Origin of the sequence: Lancefieldella rimae ATCC 49626 (assembly GCF_000174015.1) — a bacterium.
Taxonomy (GTDB): Bacteria; Actinomycetota; Coriobacteriia; order Coriobacteriales; family Atopobiaceae; genus Lancefieldella; species Lancefieldella rimae.
In genome coordinates this window covers 224,494-244,084 of sequence record NZ_ACFE01000002.1, presented here as the reverse complement: position 1 = coordinate 244,084, position 19,591 = coordinate 224,494, and the positions used below count along the sequence as shown (strand labels likewise).

Here is a 19,591-nt window from a genome sequence, read left to right as displayed (position 1 = left end):
GAAACCGACACTACTTGCATAACAGGTAGTTTTTATGTTTCGCGTGTTGCTCGCGCTTAACAGGATAAAGCCTTGAAGCAGAACAACTGCCTGCGGATTTGCAGACAGCCGTTGATACGCAATTTCAACGATCCGACAATAAAGCGAGAAGGTCTTGCGGGCATAATCATACTGCCTAGCGCTGCCAGAAATGCGCCAAGTATGGCTTGGATTGCCATACTTACTGCAAGTTTGGTATATATTAACCATACTTGCTGCAAGTATGGTTAATCGTGCCCAATTTGCTGCAAGTTTGGCAGCGCTGTTCCGGCATTTCCAACTTGGCGCATTTTTGGCAGCGCCATTATGACGATCCAACTTGGCGTTTTTTCGGCAGCACTGTCTTACCAGCACTAAAGTAATCAAAGAGCCTCAGCATCTCACACAAAAATCAAAAAATAGCATGTTCCATCTTAGGAGCATGCTATTTTTCTATAGCAATTCTTTGGTTTACTTATCTATCCGTCACTACTCGTTGTCGCCGCCCGTTGCCTTGGTTGCCGAAAGCGATTCGCCGGCATCCGACGCATCCGGCCACACCCAATCGGTAAACGCCGGGTGATCGTAGCCCTTCTCGACGGCAAAGTTAAATGCGTCGGTACGGAACTGTTCCCACTCAACAATCTGCTCGGACCACTTGTCCGCATCAATCATGCGCAGCGCATCGGCTGCCAGCGCCCAGCGATCCATATGGTTCAGGCGGAGCATGTCATACGGCGTAGTCGTAGAACCCTGCTCTTCATATCCGTGAACCTTGAAGTTGTCGTGGTTCGGACGGTTCCAAATCAAACGATGGATGGTGCCTGCATACGCATGGAATGCAAAGAGTACAGGCTTATCTGCCGAGAAGAGCTTGGTGAACTCCTCATCGGAAAGCGCTTGGTCGTTCTCCTCCGCATTCTGGATCTTGAGAAGTTCAAGCACATTGACAAAGCGAGCCTTAATGCCCAGTTTGCTCAGCATATCAAGGGCTGCAAGGAGCTCCATGGTAGGCACGTCGCCGCAGGATGCAAGGACGATATCGTAGTCTTCCCCTTCAGATACATTAGAAGCCCATTTCCACTCAACGGCTCCGCGCTTGAGTTCTTCTCGCGCCTCATCAAGGGTAACCCATGTTGGCGCGGGCTGCTTGCCTGCGAAAATAGCGTTGATGCAGTTAGTGGAGGTGTAAGCCTTCTCGCCCACGGCCAACAGAAGATTGGCGTCGGCTGGGTAATAGATGTTTACCACGTGGTCATTGTTGTAGCACTTGTTGAGCAAAACATCGACAAAGCCCGGATCCTGGTGAGAGAAACCGTTGTGATCCTGTCGCCACACGTGGCTGGAAAGCAATACGTTGACGGCTGAGATGGGTTTGCGCCAAGGGATATGGCGGACCGTTGCCTCAAGCCACTTTGCGTGCTGGTTAATCATGGAGTCCACAATGTGTACGAATGACTCGTAGCTGGACCAGATACCATAACGACCGGTCAGCACGTAGCCTTCGAGCAGACCTTCGCATTGATGCTCGGAAAGCTGTTCGATGACGTTGCCTACAGGCGAAATGTGCTCGTCATTTTCAAAGTCATCGTTAAAGCCGCCAAACCACTGCTTGTCCGTCACTTGGAAAGAGGGCTGCAGGCGGTTTGATGCCGTCTCGTCCGGACCAAAAATGCGGAAGTCAGAGCGGTTCTTGTTGATAAGATCGGCCGTGTACTCACCAAGTACGCGGGTTGCCTCGGTAGCTCCAAAGCCGTGGCCCTTCTCGCCCACGGGGATCTCATACTCGCGAGCATCGGGCAGGTCAAGCGACTGGCGAAGAAGGCCGCCATTGGCGTTGGGATTGGCGCCCAGGCGAAGCTCACCGGCAGGCATGAAGGACGTAACCTCAGGACGAATGGCGCCGTCCTCGTCAAAGAGCTGTTCAGGCCTGTATGACTCAAGCCAATCGCGCAGAATCTGGAAGTGAGCCTCGGTATCACGGGCAGACGCCAGAGGCACCTGGTGCGCACGCCATGAGCCCTCGGTCTTCTTGCCATCGATATAAGGCGGACACGTCCAACCCTTGGGCGTACGGAAAATGATCATCGGATAGTACGGGCGGGACGCATCGCCTGCAGCGGCGCGACTTTTGATGGAGCAAATCTCGTCAAAGACCGCCTCGAAAAGTGCGGCAAAACGGCGATGGATGGACGCATGATCCTCGTTATCGAACCCGGCAACAAAGGTATAGGGATGATATCCCATACCGCGGAAGAACTCGTCACGCTCTCCGTCGGAAATGCGTGAAAGAATGGTTGGATTGGCAATCTTATAACCGTTCAGGTGAAGAATCGGCAACACAATACCATCGGTAAGCGGATCCATAAACTTGTTCGTCTGCCAACTGGTGGCAAGAGGTCCTGTCTCAGACTCACCGTCGCCCACTACAGCAACGGCCAAAAGCGACGGATTGTCGAGAACCGCACCATAGGCATGAGACAGCGTATAGCCAAGCTCGCCGCCCTCATGGATGGATCCGGGAGTTTCGGGGGCGTAGTGAGAAGGAATGCCGCCGGGATAAGAGAAACGGCGGAAGAACTTCTGGAGACCCGCCTCATCGTTGGTGATGAACGGATAGGTTTCGCGATACGTGCCATCAAGCAGCGACTGAGCCGTGCCGGCCGGTCCGCCATGACCGGGTCCCATAAGAAAAATGGTGTTCTGATTGTGATCGTGGATAAAGCGATTAACGTGGCCAAACAGGAAATTCAAGCCAGGTGTCGTTCCCCAGTGTCCTACCAGTCGGTGCTTGACGTCTTCCCGGTTAAATCCTTCCTTCATGAGAGGGTTGCTGCGTAGATAAATCTGGCCAATGGAAAGATAGTTTGCCGTGCGCCAGTACTTGTCGACACCGGAAAGTTCATCCTCAGAGACAGGCTGATTGAGCCTTTGCCAAGGTGTACCGATAACAGGCTGAGCCATTATTCCTCCTTTACGTAGTGCTGCATGACGCAACACAAACGCTCCTCTTTTATGTTCTTCTCCCAGTGTAAGTGGTAAAACGTTTTATCATTTTGAGAATTTTGGTTTTCTCAAGAATTCTTGCTTGATTCCAAAGTTTTGCTCACGCCGGAAGGTATGTCTCATTTGCCGCATACTTTATATAGCATCTATCTGTCAGTTTTTATAATGTATCGAAATCTCATGAAGAAAAGGCTTGCTTTCCAAGCTGCGTCGTATCATCTATAGTTGCCAGCTTTGCTGCCAGCTCCAAAAGCAAGAAGAGTATTTCCATGGACTTCACCTCCTTCCTCAGGAGATGCTGCCGGCACAGGCTGACTCCGATAACCACTTTGAGCGTACCAAAGTAATTTGACCGTTTTTGACCGCTTAATGTAACGGGTTTTCATCAAAAACGGCACCCCTCCGGTAAGAGATGCCGCTCATATCGATGCAATTTCACAGCATGGAATCATGCATATATAAAAAATTTATCCCAGCTTCTCCACACCGTCGCGAGAAACCCGAGCAAAGAAGAGAGGCTCAAGTGAAGGCTGCTCTGGTCCAAACGAAAGCGCTTCGCGGAAAATACGCTCACCGTCATCCAAGCGCTTCTCGTCAGAAGTCAGAAGCGTTGCAAGCACTTCTCCCTTCTCGACATAATCCCCGGTCTTGCGCTCAAGGATAATACCGGCTGCCATATCAATGGGATCGCCCTTTTTCTCACGGCCGGCACCAAGTGCTACGGATGCAATGCCCACGCGCTCAGCATTCATGGCGCTCATGTATCCGGACTCTTCCGCCAAAACCTCACGACGGAACGGAGCCGTATCAAACTTTGAAGTATCCCGGATAACCGCGGCGTCTCCGCCTTGGGCAGCGACCATGTCTGCAAGCTTGGCCAAACCCTCACCGTTGGCAATCTGGCCACGGGCCAAGTCTCGGCATTCCTCAACGCTTCCCTTACCCGCAAGGTTCAACATATTGGCAGCAAGCTCAACACAGACAGCGGTCAAATCCTCGGGACCTTCACCGCGAAGGGTGGCTACAGCCTCAGCAACCTCCAACGCATTGCCAATATTTTTGCCCAGCGGACGATCCATACCGGTAATCAAAGCGGCAGTTGTACGGCCTACATGCTCGCCGATGGAAACCATGGCCTGAGCAAGCTCGACAGCCGAGTCCACCGTCTTCATAAAGGCACCGGAACCGCATTTAACATCCAAAAGAATGCAATTTGAACCTGAGGCAATTTTCTTCGACATGATGGATGATGCAATGAGGGGGACACTGTCAACCGTGGCAGTTACGTCACGCAGTGCGTACAGTTTTTTGTCCGCCGGTACCAGATTTCCTGTTTGTCCGGCTACCGCAACACCGATCTCACTGACCTGTTTGAAGAAATCAGGTTCGGAAATCTCAACGGAAAGCCCGGGGATGGACTCAAGTTTGTCCAGCGTTCCGCCCGTATGACCCAAACCGCGACCGCTCATCTTGGCAACTTTTACACCAAGTGATGCCACGATCGGAGCAACGACCAGCGTGGTCTTATCGCCAACACCGCCGGTTGAATGCTTGTCGACTTTGATGCCGGGAATGGCCGAGAGATCCATCATATCGCCCGACTCGGCCATGGCCATGGTAAGCTTGGCGGTCTCACGCGGCGTCATACCCTCATAAAAGATGGCCATTGCCAGCGCGGATGCCTGATAGTCGGGAATCTCACCGGATACGTACCCGGAGATGAAAAAATCAATCTCTTCATCGGTAAGCTCGCCACCGTCACGTTTCTTCTCAATTACGTCATACATGCGCATAAGATGTGTCCTTTCTACTAACGACACCCACCGGTGGTTGCGTCCACCAGTGGGTGCGTTCACTCGTACCTACATTCGCTAATGGTTACACTTACCGCTTGGAGCGTCTCCACGCTCAACGAAGTCGCCACCCGCCTTACCCGAAGGACCGCTTTCTCCTAAATCTTCAGGACCAAATCCCATGGGCAAAATCTCACGAAGCAAAAACTCGCGTGGCTTTGAACCAACACGACCCAAAATCACCCGGAACGTATCAGGGGCACACCACTCACGAATTACCTGGCGGCACACACCGCACGGTGTGCACCACTCACTCACCGGACGTCCTTCAGGTCCACCAACCACGGCAATCGCAGAGAAATTCCTCTGGCCCTCAAAAACGGCTCGGAAAAACGCGGTTCTTTCGGCACAGTTTGTCGGTGTGTATGCGGCATTTTCAAGGTTTGCACCACCGTAGACGGAGCCGTCGGCACAGAGCAGAGCGGCTCCCACTGCAAAATGAGAATACGGCACATAGGCCTTCTCGCGAGCTTTCACTGCAAGCTCTACGAGAACCTGAGCCTCCGGCATCTCGTTAAACGTAAAATCAGCAGCCATCTTATCGGCTTCCCTTAACATACGGAACGCCGTCAGCCTTTGGAGCTACCGACCTGCCCACAAAGAGTATGAGCGTGATGATCGTAATGATGTACGGAAGCATCGAGATGATCTCGGACGGAATGGGCGTAGCTCCTCCTCCCAGAAGAATAGCCAGCTCCTGCGTAAAGCCAAAGAGCAGGCATGCGCCGTAAGCTCCCTGCGGCTTCCACTTACCAAAGATAACCGCGGCAAGCGCGATAAAGCCCTGGCCGGAAATGGCCGTCTGTGTGTACTGGGAAATAATTGCCAGCGTTACGGATGCGCCACCAAAACCGGCAAGAATACCAGAGATGATTACGCAGACGTAGCGTGTGCGGCGAACGCCAATGCCAAGCGTCTCGGACGCATGAGGATGCTCGCCAACGGAACGAATGCGCAGGCCCCATTTGGTACGGTACAGCACAAACCATACGACAGCCGAGGTAATAAGCGCGAGAAGTACCGTAATGTCCACATTCAAGGCCGAGAAGAGCGTGTCATTAAAGGCACCGTTACCAAACAACTTGGGAAGCGTATTTACGGCCGGCGTTTGCTTTGCACCTTCAAACAGATGGCCACAGGCAAACAGCGCAATACCGGGAGCCAACAGGTTGATGGCAACGCCGGAAACCGTCTGGTCCGCATTAAAGGTAATGGAAGCAATCGCATGCAACAGGGCAACCAAGCCACCGGCAATACCCGCGCAGAGGAGGCCCACCCATGGGCTTCCCGTAAGGTAGCTGCCAGCAACACCGGCAAAGGCACCAACGTTCATCATGCCTTCAATACCAATGTTCACGACGCCCGAACGCTCGGAAAGAACTCCACCTAACGCACCGAATACCAGCGGAGTAGAGTACATGAGCGTGCCGCCAACCAGCAGCACGAGGATCTTAATTAAAGCAGTCATATCCATCTCTACTTCGCCTCCTTCCCCTGAGCCGAATCATTGGTTGCCGCATTGACCCCAACGGTTCCTTCGGCAAGCTTTGCCTGTTTAGCACGGCGACGGTCAAGATACTCGGCAAGCATCGGAATGACGCCGCCAAGTGCCATAAAGAAGACGATGGTGCCGATGATAATACTGATGATTTCGGACGGAGCACCCACAACCTGCTGTACCGACTGTCCTCCGTACAAAAGACCTGCAAAGAGCAGAGATGCCGGGATGCAGCCAACCGGCGAACAACCTGCAATAAACGCAACGGACAGACCGTTAAAGCCGTAATTTTCAAATGCCGCAAGCACTGAAATGCTATGCGGGTTCAGGCCTGTGATATTCAGAGCGCCCGCAACACCGCACAGCGCTCCGGAGATGGCCATACAAAGCACCAAATTGCGCTTAACGTTGATACCGGTAAACTGAGCGGCATCGCGGTTAAAGCCAACGGCGCGCATCTCATAGCCAACTTTTGTGCGCATGAGCAGCCATCCGATAAAAATAGCTGCGATTATGGCGACGATAATACCAACGTTGGCATCGGTTCGCGCTATGGCATCTCCCACTACCGGAATGTCTTTGAGCGCCGCAAGACCATCCGAGCTTGATTTCATGTCCGTAAAGAGCATCGTGTAGCCGGATGGGTTAATGGGAAGCGATTTGGTGGAATTGGCCTTATGGAATGCCTCTGAGTTCACCACAAAGTTGTTGAAGTAAAGGCTGATCCAGTTAAGCATGATGCTGGTAATAACCTCATGAATACCAAATTTGGCTTTCAACCAGCCCACAAGTGCACCTGCAGCAGCTCCTGCAAGCATACCAACCAAAAGTACTACGGGAATCTGTAATACCGGCGGAAGGTCGAGAAGAACGCCTACGATTGTGGCAAAAACGGTACCAAAAACATATTGACCCTCGGCACCGATGTTAAACAGACCCACGCGAAATGCAAAGGCGACAGCCACACCGGTAAAGAGCAGCGGAGTTGCCTTGATGATAACGTTTGCGATGTACTTTGGCTTACCGATCATTCCGTCGATAAGCGCACCAAAAGCTTCAATCGGATCATAGCCTGCAGACGCAAGAACAATGGTCGCCACAAAGAAGCCAAATAAAATGGCCACAATTGCTGAGGTAATAGGCTTCCTCATTATTTTGGTGAGAGTAGTCACTCTGCACCACCTCCCGCCATGAGGAGGCCTGCCTGCTCCTCAGTGATAGCACCTTGTTCAAACTCTCCGACAATCTGACCCGCATAAATAACGGCGATGCGATCCGACACGTCCATAACCTCATCAAGTTCAAGCGAGATGAGCAAAATGGCTGCACCGCGGTCACGCTCGCGAATAAGCGCCTTGTGAACAAACTCGATGGCGCCCACGTCAAGGCCTCGTGTTGGCTGAATGGCAATGAGTACATCAGGTTCACCGGACACCTCACGCGCAATAATAACCTTCTGCTGATTGCCTCCGGAAAGACCTCCTGCAGCGTGATCAAAACAACCTGCCGGCCTAATGTCAAACTCTTCAACAAGCTCTTTGGCAAACTCATTCACCTTGGCGTAATCCAAAGAAATTCCTTTGCCAAACCGCTCTTCGCCATGACGTTCAAGCACCATATTTTCAGCTACCGAGAAGGGCAGCACCAAGCCCCAGCGCTGACGATCCGAAGGGATTGTTGCTACCGAATGGTTGATAACATTGCGCGGCGTTGTAGCCTGTATTTCTTCACCGCGGATGGCAATGGTGCCCGACTCGGGTTTTACTAGAGCGTTTATGGCATCGGCAAGCTCACGCTGACCGTTGCCGTCAATACCAGCAAGACCTACAATCTCACCGGCGCGAACTTCCAAATTAAGGCCGTTGACCTGCTCGATACCACGCTCATCCTTTACGTGAAGATCACGGATGGAAAGCAGTACCTCCCCCGGCTTTGCGGGCTTCTTGTCAACGTGCAAATTAACATTGCGGCCGACCATCTTATTCGCCAGTTCCGTTTCATTGGTCTTTGAAACGTCAACGGTGCCCATGTATTTACCGCGACGAATAATGGTGCACTCGTCCGCCGAAGACATAATCTCTTTCAGCTTGTGCGTAATAATAATGATGGTTTTGCCTTTGCTCACCAAATCTCGCATGATCTGAATGAGCTTCTCAATCTCTTGCGGAGTCAGCACCGCAGTTGGCTCATCAAGAATCAGCGTATCGGCACCACGGTAGAGCGCTTTTAGAATCTCAACACGCTGCTGCATACCAACCGTGATGTCTTCAATCTTTGCATCCGGATCAACGTCAAAACCGTACTCGTTAACGATCTCAAGAACCTTCTCACGTGCCTTCTTTGGATCGAGAACTCCCGCAAATGACGTGACCTCATCGCCGAGTACGATATTCTCGGTTACCGTAAAGTTATCAACCAGCATAAAGTGCTGATGAACCATGCCAATACCCTGTGCAATGGCATCATTTGGATTTGAGATGTCTACATGCTTGCCATTGAGGAAGACTTCTCCCTCGTCCGCAGAATAGAGGCCGTAGAGCACGTTCATCAAGGTACTCTTACCTGCGCCGTTTTCACCCAGGATGGCATGGACGGATTGTTTACGTACATCCAAGTCAACGCCATCAAGCGCCTTGAACGTGCCAAACACTTTCGTAATGCCATGCATTTGGACGGCATATTCCGAGTTAGCTTCCACGAGCCACCTCCTTTTCCCTCACGCTTTACCACCAAGGGACCCAAAAGGGCCCCTTGGCTGTAAAACCATTCACTACACGAAGTGAGAAGCCGTAAGCCTTAGGTGCCTCTCACCACATACTTACTCGCCTTATGCGAGGCTCTTCTCGTATTTTGCAAGATCGTCCTTATTGGCAGGAGGCACAATTGAGCCGGCCTTAATCTTGTCGGCTGCTTCCATGGCACCCTTGTAGACCTCATCGCCCATGAGCTTGTGATCCTCAGGAATACCGACAGCGTCATCAGTAAAGCCCAGCTCAACGGTCTTGCCGCCCTTGTCTCCGTCTTTCAGAATCTTCTTGGAGACGTCAACAACGGCCACGTTAACCTTCTTAAGTGCAGAGGTAAGGACGTTCTCGGGTGCCAGATACGCCTGATCCTTGTCAACGCCAATGGCAAACTTACCTGCATCCTTAGCGGCTTCGATAACACCGGTACCAACACCGCCGGCAGCGTGGAAGACAACGTCGCAGCCGTCGGAGAACATCTTTGCGGCGATGGACTTGCCCTTTGCTGCATCGGTGAAGGATTCGGCATACTGGGACTGAATCTCAACGTTCAGGCTCTGCTCTTTGTTTGCAAAGAGAACACCGGCCCTGTAGCCATACTCAAACTGATCGATGATGTCAGATGTCTGGCCGCCAACAAAGCCGACCTTACCCGTCTTAGTGGTGCGAGCTGCAATGTAACCAACGAGGAATGAAGGCTCCTGAGCGCGGAAGGTAACACCCGTAAGGTTGGAAATTGAGCCGTCGTTGTTGCCGTAGTCGATAATGGCAAACTGAACGTCGGAGTTCTTCTTTGCAGCCTCGACAATAGCGTCTGCCATGGCAAAGCCTACACCCCAAACAAGCTGGGACTTATCGTCAACAGCCTTGTCAAGGTTGGTAGCGTAGTCAGACTCCTGCTTTGACTCAAGATAGCTGACGTCCCAACCCTCTTCTTTCTGAAGCTGCTGCATACCTTCCCATGCAAGCTGGTTGAATGACTGGTCATTGACACCGCCGGTATCGGTAACCATCTCAAGCTTTGCCTTGGTCGTAGCCTTGCTGTCGTCGCCTGCATCCTTCTTGGTGTCGTCTTTCTTTGAGCCGCCGCAAGCCGTAAGACCTGCAAGAACAGCCATTGCACCGGCACCGGCAGCACCAGCGACAAAGCCACGACGTGAAACAGAATTGCTCATCGGACTCTCCTTACCTTTGTCCATCCCCGCATGTGCCGGGATCTCTTAAAGGGGACCATTTCCCCTTTACTATCACCTGAGAAGTTGCCTTAAAAGCATCCTTCACATGGTTTAAACTACACGGCGAGAAGCACTTTTTTCCAAATACCTTGGGGCATACGGTGATTCTCGTTGAAAACTTACTGCGATTCGGGAAGGGCAAGTGAAAGCGCCACTTCCATCATCTGTGTAAAGCTTGTCTGACGTTCTTCAGCCGAAAGGGACTCTCCTGCCAGCGGAAGGTCTGATATGGTCAAAAGGCACAGCGCATGCTTCTTTGCATGCACAGCATTGAGATAGAGTGCTGCGGATTCCATCTCAACCGCAAGTACACCCATGGATGCCCAGCGGGAAAGAGCCGTTTCATCCGCACCGTAGAACGTATCACTGGAAAGAACATTGCCCACGCGCACCGGATATCCGAGTTTCTCTGCACCGCTCACCGCCCGGCGAAGCAAATCGTAATCAGCGATTGGCGCATACGTTCCCGGCAGGTTGAACTGAGCCGCGTAGTTTGAATCGGTGCAGGCGCCCATGCCTACCACGATGTCGCGCAGCTTAACGCCATCGGCTAAGCCGCCGGCAGAACCAATGCGAATGATGTTGTCAACATCATAGAAATTGAAGAGCTCGTATGAGTAGATACCGATGGAAGGCATGCCCATACCCGAGCCCATAACGGAAATAGGATGACCCTGATACGTACCGGTATATCCAAACATATTGCGCACGATATTGAACTGCTCAACATTCTCGAGATACTTCTCGGCAAGCAGCTTTGCGCGAAGTGGGTCTCCCGGCATAAGCACGGTCTTTGCAATCTGGCCTTCAACGGCCGCGTTATGCGGGGTGGGAGTTGCAGACATTTAATCCTCCTTCAAGATTTCAGAAACATGAGACGTGCCCACGCCCAGCTGAGGAGCGCCAAGATACGCGAGGACCGTCTCCGCAAGATCGGCAAATGTGGGGAGCGTGTGCAGGTTTGCACCAGCCTTCACCCGTGGACCACATATCAGCCATGGCACATACTCACGCGAATGATCGGTCGAAGGCGTTACGGGATCACAGCCGTGGTCGGCGGTAATCATAAGCAAATCATCCTCGCCAAGACCTGCCATAATCTCAGGGAGCTTCTCGTCAAAATACGAAAGCGCCTTTGCGTATCCGTCCACATCATTGCGGTGACCATAAATCATGTCCGTATCCACCAGATTGGTGAAACACAGACCGTGGAAATCTTTATGCGTTGCCTCAATGGTTTTTTCAATACCCTCAGGGTTACCTGAGGTAAATACGTGATCGGTGGTTCCGCGATGCGCAAAGATGTCGTAAATCTTACCGATGGAAAGCACGTCAAAACCGTGGTCCTTCAGCTGATCCAACATGGTGGTGCCTGTTGGTTCAAGTGAGAAATCATGGCGGCGAGACGTGCGTGCATATGGCCACTCACCCTCAAACGGACGAGCAATCACGCGAGCAACGCCATGCTTACCCTGAAGAATCTTGCGTGCAATGCGACAATACTCATAGAGCGTCTCAACGGGGACAACGTCCTCGTGAGCGGCAATTTGGAACACAGAATCGGCCGAGGTATAGACGATAAGAGCTCCGGTATCGACCATCTCTTTACCGAAGTCTTTTATGACTTCAGTTCCCGAATAGGGCTTATTGCAAAGAACCTTGCGTCCGGTCTGCCGCTCAAACTCCTCGATGATTTCTTTTGGAAAGCCCTCGGGGTACGTTGGAAAACGCTCGGGTGATATAACACCTGCCATCTCCCAATGTCCTACCGTTGTGTCTTTGCCTGCCGAGCGCTCTTGCATACGCGCAAACGCACCGGTGGGGTGCTCGATAGGGGTCAAATTTGTTTTATACACCGAGTCAAGCGCGCCATCAATATTCAGAAGACCAAGCTCTGTCATATGAGGAATATGCAAGCAAGGACTTGTGCCACAGGCGCACAGCGTATTGCTGCCTTCATCTCCATATGCGGGAGCGTCAGGCTCTTCTCCAATACCAAAACTATCAAGTACAACGACAAACACACGTTTTGCCATAGATACCTCCTGTTCTGCAGATGCTTCCTTGGACAAATCCAAAAGCAACCACACAAATGTACAAGACTATATTTTATTACACTCTTTTTTCTCTTGGGCTCAGACATGCTTGGTTTACCGGTCACCGTTTAATTAATTCTGCAAACGGTAGTAAGCAATTGCTTACTACCGAAATAGAAATCAACAACACGCACGCATCGAAGATTTTCAAGATGAGAGAAGAAGAAATCGCTATTTGTCTTAATTTTTCTATATAAAACCGGCATTCTTGCAGTACACTAAATCATGTAGATTTTGTTCAGACTAGAAGAAAGCGATATCATAGTATGCTTACAGAAAGAGAACAGCAGATCTTCAACTGGATTAAAGAGCAGCCTTCCATTACCCAGAAAGAAATTGCCGAACGAGCAGGCATTTCTCGCTCATCGGTATCCGTGCACATCAGCAATCTCACCAGTAAGGGAGCCGTCCTCGGACGTCGTTATATCTTGTGTGATAGCCCTTATGTCATGGTAATCGGTGCTGCCAATATGGATATTGCCGGAAGTCCTGATGGAAAGCTCATCGCTTCTGACTCAAACCCCGGCACGGTACGAATGTCCGCCGGTGGCGTTGGTAGAAACATTGCCCATAACCTTGCCCTTCTCGGCAGTAAGGTCCGTCTTCTTACCGCATTCGGACAAGACGCAAACGCTCAGGAACTCAAAGACGGCTGCTGCGCTGTTCATGTCGACATTGATCCTTCGATGACCATTCCCGGCGAGCCCACGTCTACGTACCTCTTTATCATGAATGAGCATGGTGAGATGCAGCTTGCCATCGCAGATATGGACATCTATAGGTACCTCACACCTGAGCGCATGGAGGAGCGCATGGATCTTATCGACCATGCCGCCGCAGTTGTAATCGATACAAACCTGCCCCAGGAAACGCTCCGCTATCTCGCTGATCACGTCAGTGCTCCCATCATTTGCGATCCTGTCTCCACCACAAAAGCCAAGAAAATCCGCCACCTTATTGGTCGTTTCCATACGCTGAAGCCCAACCGTCTTGAGGCTGAATTGCTTTCTGGAGTTACCATTCACGATGACGCATCTCTTGAGCGCGCAGCCAAGGAACTCCTTGATACAGGCCTTAAGCGCGTCTTTATTTCTCTCGGCTCCGAGGGACTTTATTGCGCCGACGCAAACGAAGCCTTCAAGCTTCCGCTTCATGAGACGAAGGTCGTTAACATGACCGGAGCCGGAGATGCCATGGTTGCCGGAATTGCATGGGCATTTACCAAAAAAGCTTCACTTAAGCGCACGGGTTGCATTGGCCTGGCTGCAGCTGAAATTGCAACGGAAAGCACTTCTACTATCAATTCGGCACTCACCAGTTCTGCCGTACTGCACCGCATTAAAAATTAAGACGATAGGATGGACACACCAAAAATGAATGAAACCATAAATGAATTTCTCGAAATCTCTCCTGAAGTAGCCGAGGCGCTTGCCGCTCATAAGCCGGTCGTTGCGCTTGAGTCAACCATTATTTCTCACGGAATGCCATACCCGCAAAACGTGGAAACCGCGCTCAAGGTTGAGCAGATCATTCGCGACAACGGTGCCGTGCCCGCAACAATCGCAATCATCAATGGACGTCTGCGCGCCGGGCTTTCTGCGGATGAGATTGACTATCTGGGCAAGAAGGGGCGCGAGGTTGCCAAGGTAAGCCGTCGTGACTTACCGGTTATTGTCGCCGAGAAGGGCGACGGAGCAACAACCGTTACCACTACCATGATTATTGCCCATATGGCCGGTATCGATGTTTTTGCCACCGGCGGCGTCGGAGGCGTTCATCGTGGAGCGGAAACAACGATGGACATCTCCGCAGACCTGGAAGAGCTTGCACAGACTCCCGTTATGGTTATCTGCGCTGGTGCGAAATCCATTCTTGACCTTGGATTAACGCTTGAATATCTTGAGACCAAGGGCGTCCCCGTTCTTGGATACCAGACCAATGAACTTCCTGCATTCTATACGCGAAAGAGTGGCTTTGGCGTTGATCGCAGGGCTGACTCGCCGCGTGAGCTGGCTGAGATTTTCCACGTCAAGCGTGAGCTGGGGCTTACCGGCGGAATGCTGGTAGGAAATCCCATTCCCGAAGAATATTCGATGGACAAGACCGTCATTGATGCCGCTATAGAGCAAGCACTTACGGACGCAGCCGCACAGGGCATCCACGGCAAAGAAACAACCCCGTTCCTCTTGGCAAAAGTTGCCGAGATCACCGGCAACGATTCACTTGAAGCAAACATCCAGCTCGTCTTCAACAATGTTGCCCTTGGTGCAAAGACCGCAGCTGAGCTTTGCAAGCTTAAGCAGGCGTAATAACGGCAGGGATCAATGCAAAATCTGTGCAGACGGAGATCTACATAGCGAGAAGGTCTGAGATATGGTTCTGTACAAAGTTCTGCATAGCGTCCCGAAAAATATCCACGTATAGGACAAAACACCGTCACCCTTGTGGGTGACGGTGTTTTTATCTTGTCTTAAACCTAAGGTGAAACAGTGGTTTTTGGCGAAACCTTACTCAGAAGCTACTCAGAAACGATTGCAATACCACTTGAAACACCAAGGCGATCGGCTCCGGCCTCAACCATTGCAAGCGCCTCGTCTTTGGTATGAATACCGCCGGCAGCCTTCACCTGACACGCGTTGCCTACGGTCTCGCGCATAAGTTGAACGTCATGGACGGTTGCACCGCCTGTGCTAAATCCCGTACTTGTCTTTACGAATGCAGCGCCGGCTGCAAGACAATCCTTACAGGCACGCACGATCTGCTCGTCATTCAAAAGGCAGCACTCAAGAATGACCTTAACGGGAATGGTACCAGCAGCTTCAACAACGGCTTTTATGTCGGCGATAACATAGTCGTCGTCGCCGGCAACGAGGTGACCGCCGTTAATGACCATGTCAATCTCGGTTGTCTTGTCCACAACGGCCTGCTTGGCTTCCGCTACCTTTGCCGCTGTTGAGCAGGCTCCCAAAGGAAAGCCGATACACGTTGTGATGCCAACACCGGACCCTTCAAGCTCCTTGTGGGCAAGTGTTGTCCAGCAGCTATTTATTGCCACCGTCTTAAAGTGGTACTCGCGAGCCTCTGCGCAAAGTTTCTTGATGTCCTCAGCTGTTGCATTTTGCTTGAGATTTGTGTGATCGATAAGACCATTGAGCTCCATGTTTCCTCCTGTACGTACGACTTTGATGTACACCTTACCTAGATCTTGATTGGCCTCGTTGCGTTGTGTCTAGCCGTGCTGCACCTCAACGCGCTCAGTGACATTACGAAGTCGTATCCTCGTTTTCTCGGCGTATCCAACATAATGCATAAACACTGTGCCTTACAAACACAAACATATATTGTACGTCTCGCAGGCAAAAAGCAGCTAACTCTTCGGCGAACGAATCTTTTTGGCCGTTTACGGAAAACGTTTTATATCAAAAAGCCCGGGCCGCACAACGCGACCCGGGCCAGCATCTACATCATTCAAATGAATGAATCTTAGAACTCAACAGGCAGGTCATAGTAGACGCACTTGAGCAGCTGCTCCATCTCTTCCTGCGTAGGCTTACGCGGGTTGGAAAGGGTGCAAGCGTCCTCGATAGCAAGGCGTGCAACCTCGGGAGCCTTCTCGAAGAACTCCTTCTCATCAATGATAGAGGTCTCGGACTTAGTGCCGCCCTCACCGTAATTCTTGATGCCCTGTGGAACGTCCAGAGAATCGTTGATGTCGCGAATCTTCTGAACCAATGCAGCTACGAGCTCGTCCTCGGTCTCGCCCTCAAGATGCAAAATCTCCTTGGCAATGTAAGCATAACGAGTCTTAGCGCGGGCATCGCGAGCGTTGAACTGGATAACCTTGCCAAGATACATGGCATTGGCGCAACCATGGATGATATGTCCGCCGGAAAATGCGGCGCCGGTCTTGTGAGCCATGGAGTGAACGATGCCCAAAAGGCCTGAGGAGAATGCAATACCGGCGATGCACTGTGCTTCATGCATGTGCTGACGTGCCTCTTTGTCGCCCTTGTAGGACTTTGGAAGCCACTCGACAATCTCGCGAATTGCGTGCAGGGCGTCTGCATCGGTAAACATGGAAGCTGCAGTGGAGACGTAGGCCTCAATAGCATGGGTCAGTGCGTCCATACCGGTATGAGCAACGAGCTTCACAGGCATGCCATAGGTGAGCTCAGGGTCAACGATGGCAACGTCAGGGGTAATCTGGAAGTCAGCGATTGGGTACTTAACGCCCTTCTGGTAATCGGTAATAATCGAGAAGGCCGTGACCTCGGTTGCGGTGCCAGAAGTAGAGGAAATTGCGCAGAAGTGAGCCTTGGTGCGGAGCTCAGGAAGACCAAAGACCTTGCACATATCCTCAAAGGTTGTCTCAGGATACTCATACTTGATCCACATTGCCTTCGCGGCATCGATTGGTGAGCCACCGCCGATAGCAATAATCCAGTCAGGCTGGAACTCAGACATCTGAGCAGCGCCCTTCATAACCGTCTCAACGGACGGGTCAGACTCGACGCCCTCAATGTGAGCAACCTCAAAGCCTGCGGACTTCAGGTCGTTCTCGACGTCATCCAGGAAGCCGCCACGACGCATCGAGCTGCCACCGGAGACGATAATTGCCCTCTTGCCTGCAAGGTTCTTGACCTCGTGGCGTGCGCCCTCACCGAAGTACAGGTCGCGCGGGTTCGTAAAACGTCCCATATCATTTCCTCTCTCTATTTTTCCACCATATCCCATATATAGCGGACAAACGAGGACTCAGTTCCTCGTTTTTTGTACACAATTTCTCGTTTATGTATACAAGACACCATTCCGTAATCTATCACAAATATGCAAAAACTGATAACGTTAATACGCCAACGGTATGCAAACAATGCCGCCGGTATGGTCTTGCCAACACGATCTTAAATAGAAATGGCCTGACGCTTGATCCGAAACAGTTGCAACCGACAGGAGAGCCTTTGGCGTTCGATCCAAAAAAGGAAGACTTTGATCGCCTGTTTATCCATCATTTGATAGAGACAGGCGCTATCGAACCGCCCAATCCTCAGCAGTTCAACTCCTATGTTGCGCACTTCTCAGACAATCCTGACACACTGATAGCCACGGATGAAGACCGGGCGTTTCACCTTATGGCACAAGCTGTCGAGAAGATCGACTATCTTCTGCCAACTGTAAATGAATCGGAGGGCAAGCCTCTTGTACTCGACGGCCAAAAGCTCCTTGAGCGTGCCTGTGAGCTCGACCCCCATTGCTTTGACGCGCTCCGCATGCATCAAGCAATGGCTTGTACTGCACTTGAGGATCACTTCCAATACCTCGTTGAACAAGAGGAGGAAGTCCATCAGATCTGTATCGAAAAGGGCACTGCCGCCACAAAGGGTGTCTCCGAAGAGTTCGCGGAGGCTGTCGTTGAGCTCGCAATGCGCCCCTATTATCGCTGGCTTGCAGCTCTTGCAACCAGGGCGCTTATTTCAGGTCGCAATAAGGCCGCCATTTCCTATGGTCAGAAGCTCTTCTCGCTTGATCCAACCGACTTTGGCGACATTCGTTTTACGCTTGCACTTGCGTATGCAAAACTTGAGGATGCCGATGGTTTAGCAAAGTTGGAAAAACAGTATGCAACCGTTTTCCCTCCCCGACCTCCGGATGATGCGTGGATGATGCTGGCGCGGATGGCACTTGCGTTTAAAACAAACAACCGTGAGTGTGCAAATGACCTGCTAGACAAACTGCTTGCACGCTACAAAACCGGTGCACTTACGCTCTTTATGCAACGGGAGCTCCCGGAGGGTGAGTACGCCCGACTGAATGTCGAGCCATATTCGGAGGATGAGTTGATTCTTGCGGTCTCTGAGGCAGCCGTTCTCTTGCAGGAAGGCAATGATTTCACAGGTCGCGGCATTTTTGGACGCTGGCTTGGCGGCGAGATTGAGCGACGCTATCCCGCACGCATTAAAGACTTTCAAGCAGACTTTTTGCATACCATAGACGATTTGCGCGACATAACGGACTTCGGAGAAGGTTTTGATTTCGGAAATGGTTTTGATTTTGGAGACGGTCTTACCTTCGAAAAGGGCGGAGGGGGTCTTTCATGAATCTCACCGAGGAACTGGTTCAGAGATGCGCTCTCAAACGACACGCTGCTATCGGCTCAATGTCAGATGCTGCCTATGAAGAGCTTCTTTTGGCGGTTCAATCCGACCTCAAGTCCTATGCTTCCGAAACCGATGAGCTTCCCATGTATCACCTTGCGCAAGCGGTTAAGCGATACCAAGACTCCCAGCTCAATGACGATTCCTATACCGATGAGGAGTTCGTGCAGGCTCGCATCACGCGGCTCCAGACGTTTTTGCATGCACTCGAAAACATTCGCAAAAAGTACGGTGAAAACACCGATCTTTTACGTATGAATGCACTCGTTCATGCATCAGACCCCGAAAGCCTGCTCCAGGCACTGCTCGCAATCCAAAACCAGGCGGAAAAAGAGGCAAAACGTACTACCAATCTTGAAGACTCAAAGACCCTCGAAACAGTCCCCCACGACATGTGGACCGATGTCTTTGTGCGGCCTCGATTACGACTACAGGCAGCAATTGGCCGGACGTATGCGGACACCGCTCGATTCAAGCTTGCCGCCACGACCTGCGAGCAACTTTTGGAAGAATCTCCCTCTGATGCAGTCGGAGCTCGCTTTACGCTGGCTCTCACGTATGCGCGCCTTGAAGATGAGGTAGCGCTCAACAGGCTTGACGACAGATTCAACCACCACAGCAATGCATGGATTGAGCTTGCCCGCGCCATCCTACTCTTTAAGCTCTCACGTATCAGCTCCGCGAGAAGAGCGCTCAAGAGCTACCAGATGAACACTGAGGGCGGAGCGTTTGCCCTTCTTCACCCCACCTTTGTTGATATATACATCCCCGATAGGCCGGAAGTAAAAACCGGCAGTTTTAACGAAGCACTTCTCGCCATTCATGAAGCAGAGCCTGTCATTGTTGACGTTCCAGATTTTGTTGAATGGGCAGGTAACATCCCGGAATTTGCCGCTGCATCCGATGCATACGCCGCTGCAAATGGATTTGATTTGGATGAATAAATAAAATTGCTCCCGATTGAGGCTTACGTTTGCTATACTCTTTCT

16 protein-coding genes are annotated in these 19,591 nt (G+C 51.5%); 5 read left to right on the top strand and 11 right to left on the bottom strand.

Annotation, left to right across the window (positions count from 1 at the left end; genetic code table 11):
* Positions 1–507: 507 nt before the first annotated feature.
* On the bottom strand, positions 508–2,982 hold the full coding sequence (locus ATORI0001_RS03860; protein WP_003149429.1) for a phosphoketolase: 2,475 nt from the start codon (positions 2,980–2,982) through the stop codon (positions 508–510).
* Between the two features lie 235 nt (positions 2,983–3,217).
* On the opposite strand from ATORI0001_RS03860, the gene ATORI0001_RS07840 reads away from it, so the two are divergent.
* Positions 3,218–3,376, top strand: coding sequence for a hypothetical protein (locus ATORI0001_RS07840; protein WP_003149111.1), 159 nt, complete (start codon positions 3,218–3,220; stop codon positions 3,374–3,376).
* A 115-nt stretch (positions 3,377–3,491) separates the two neighbouring features.
* Here ATORI0001_RS07840 and ATORI0001_RS03855 read toward each other — a convergent pair whose 3' ends face one another.
* The 8 genes from ATORI0001_RS03855 to ATORI0001_RS03820 form a co-directional block, all read right to left on the bottom strand.
* A complete protein-coding gene (locus ATORI0001_RS03855; protein WP_003149038.1) occupies positions 3,492–4,817 on the bottom strand; it encodes a pyrimidine-nucleoside phosphorylase in 1,326 nt (441 codons plus the stop codon).
* 78 nt (positions 4,818–4,895) lie between these two features.
* Complete coding sequence (locus tag ATORI0001_RS03850) at positions 4,896–5,414, bottom strand: cytidine deaminase (protein WP_003149559.1); 519 nt, start codon at positions 5,412–5,414, stop codon at positions 4,896–4,898.
* 1 nt (position 5,415) lies between these two features.
* Positions 5,416–6,351: an ABC transporter permease gene (locus ATORI0001_RS03845; RefSeq protein WP_003149622.1), complete on the bottom strand. Its 936-nt coding sequence runs from the start codon at positions 6,349–6,351 to the stop codon at positions 5,416–5,418.
* Positions 6,352–6,353: 2 nt separating this feature from the next.
* Positions 6,354–7,547: an ABC transporter permease gene (locus ATORI0001_RS03840; protein WP_003149103.1), complete on the bottom strand. Its 1,194-nt coding sequence runs from the start codon at positions 7,545–7,547 to the stop codon at positions 6,354–6,356.
* Positions 7,544–9,073 (bottom strand): ABC transporter ATP-binding protein, encoded by a 1,530-nt coding sequence (locus ATORI0001_RS03835; RefSeq protein WP_003149644.1) that lies wholly within the window; start codon positions 9,071–9,073, stop codon positions 7,544–7,546. Before ATORI0001_RS03835 ends, ATORI0001_RS03840 begins: the two co-directional genes overlap by 4 nt.
* A 129-nt stretch (positions 9,074–9,202) precedes the next feature.
* On the bottom strand, positions 9,203–10,294 hold the full coding sequence (locus ATORI0001_RS03830; RefSeq protein ID WP_003149133.1) for a BMP family ABC transporter substrate-binding protein: 1,092 nt from the start codon (positions 10,292–10,294) through the stop codon (positions 9,203–9,205).
* Between the two features lie 179 nt (positions 10,295–10,473).
* Positions 10,474–11,199 (bottom strand): purine-nucleoside phosphorylase, encoded by a 726-nt coding sequence (gene deoD, locus ATORI0001_RS03825; RefSeq protein WP_003148928.1) that lies wholly within the window; start codon positions 11,197–11,199, stop codon positions 10,474–10,476.
* Positions 11,200–12,390 (bottom strand): phosphopentomutase, encoded by a 1,191-nt coding sequence (locus ATORI0001_RS03820; protein ID WP_003149606.1) that lies wholly within the window; start codon positions 12,388–12,390, stop codon positions 11,200–11,202.
* A gap of 326 nt (positions 12,391–12,716) precedes the next feature.
* Between ATORI0001_RS03820 and ATORI0001_RS03815 the strand changes: the two genes are divergently transcribed.
* The gene (locus ATORI0001_RS03815; RefSeq protein WP_003149162.1) at positions 12,717–13,799 is read left to right on the top strand and encodes a PfkB family carbohydrate kinase; all 1,083 of its coding nucleotides are present in this window, start codon (positions 12,717–12,719) and stop codon (positions 13,797–13,799) included.
* Between the two features lie 24 nt (positions 13,800–13,823).
* Positions 13,824–14,759: a pseudouridine-5'-phosphate glycosidase gene (locus ATORI0001_RS03810; protein ID WP_040324553.1), complete on the top strand. Its 936-nt coding sequence runs from the start codon at positions 13,824–13,826 to the stop codon at positions 14,757–14,759.
* A gap of 209 nt (positions 14,760–14,968) precedes the next feature.
* Here ATORI0001_RS03810 and deoC read toward each other — a convergent pair whose 3' ends face one another.
* Both deoC and ATORI0001_RS03800 read right to left on the bottom strand, forming a co-directional pair.
* Complete coding sequence (gene deoC / locus ATORI0001_RS03805) at positions 14,969–15,610, bottom strand: deoxyribose-phosphate aldolase (RefSeq protein ID WP_003149451.1); 642 nt, start codon at positions 15,608–15,610, stop codon at positions 14,969–14,971.
* A gap of 323 nt (positions 15,611–15,933) precedes the next feature.
* Positions 15,934–17,148 carry an iron-containing alcohol dehydrogenase gene (locus tag ATORI0001_RS03800; RefSeq protein WP_040324502.1) on the bottom strand — a complete coding sequence of 405 codons (1,215 nt, stop codon included), beginning with the start codon at positions 17,146–17,148 and terminating at the stop codon, positions 15,934–15,936.
* A 92-nt stretch (positions 17,149–17,240) separates the two neighbouring features.
* On the opposite strand from ATORI0001_RS03800, the gene ATORI0001_RS03795 reads away from it, so the two are divergent.
* Both ATORI0001_RS03795 and ATORI0001_RS03790 read left to right on the top strand, forming a co-directional pair.
* Positions 17,241–18,545 (top strand): tetratricopeptide repeat protein, encoded by a 1,305-nt coding sequence (locus tag ATORI0001_RS03795; protein WP_003148943.1) that lies wholly within the window; start codon positions 17,241–17,243, stop codon positions 18,543–18,545.
* Positions 18,542–19,546 (top strand): tetratricopeptide repeat protein, encoded by a 1,005-nt coding sequence (locus ATORI0001_RS03790; protein WP_003149426.1) that lies wholly within the window; start codon positions 18,542–18,544, stop codon positions 19,544–19,546. The genes ATORI0001_RS03795 and ATORI0001_RS03790 overlap by 4 nt, the downstream gene beginning before the upstream one ends.
* Positions 19,547–19,591 lie beyond the last annotated feature (45 nt).

What these genes read in the sequence shown, in the direction of transcription:
- ATORI0001_RS03860 (WP_003149429.1), bottom strand. Translation starts at nt 2,982, where the DNA reads ATGGCTCAGCCTGTTATCGGTACACCTTGGCAAAGGCTCAATCAGCCT.
- ATORI0001_RS03855 (WP_003149038.1), bottom strand. Translation starts at nt 4,817, where the DNA reads ATGCGCATGTATGACGTAATTGAGAAGAAACGTGACGGTGGCGAGCTT.
- ATORI0001_RS03850 (WP_003149559.1), bottom strand. Translation starts at nt 5,414, where the DNA reads ATGGCTGCTGATTTTACGTTTAACGAGATGCCGGAGGCTCAGGTTCTC.
- ATORI0001_RS03845 (WP_003149622.1), bottom strand. Translation starts at nt 6,351, where the DNA reads ATGGATATGACTGCTTTAATTAAGATCCTCGTGCTGCTGGTTGGCGGC.
- ATORI0001_RS03830 (WP_003149133.1), bottom strand. Translation starts at nt 10,294, where the DNA reads ATGAGCAATTCTGTTTCACGTCGTGGCTTTGTCGCTGGTGCTGCCGGT.
- deoD (WP_003148928.1), bottom strand. Translation starts at nt 11,199, where the DNA reads ATGTCTGCAACTCCCACCCCGCATAACGCGGCCGTTGAAGGCCAGATT.
- ATORI0001_RS03820 (WP_003149606.1), bottom strand. Translation starts at nt 12,390, where the DNA reads ATGGCAAAACGTGTGTTTGTCGTTGTACTTGATAGTTTTGGTATTGGA.
- ATORI0001_RS03815 (WP_003149162.1), top strand. Translation starts at nt 12,717, where the DNA reads ATGCTTACAGAAAGAGAACAGCAGATCTTCAACTGGATTAAAGAGCAG.
- ATORI0001_RS03810 (WP_040324553.1), top strand. Translation starts at nt 13,824, where the DNA reads ATGAATGAAACCATAAATGAATTTCTCGAAATCTCTCCTGAAGTAGCC.
- deoC (WP_003149451.1), bottom strand. Translation starts at nt 15,610, where the DNA reads ATGGAGCTCAATGGTCTTATCGATCACACAAATCTCAAGCAAAATGCA.
- ATORI0001_RS03800 (WP_040324502.1), bottom strand. Translation starts at nt 17,148, where the DNA reads ATGGGACGTTTTACGAACCCGCGCGACCTGTACTTCGGTGAGGGCGCA.
- ATORI0001_RS03795 (WP_003148943.1), top strand. Translation starts at nt 17,241, where the DNA reads ATGTATACAAGACACCATTCCGTAATCTATCACAAATATGCAAAAACT.
- ATORI0001_RS03790 (WP_003149426.1), top strand. Translation starts at nt 18,542, where the DNA reads ATGAATCTCACCGAGGAACTGGTTCAGAGATGCGCTCTCAAACGACAC.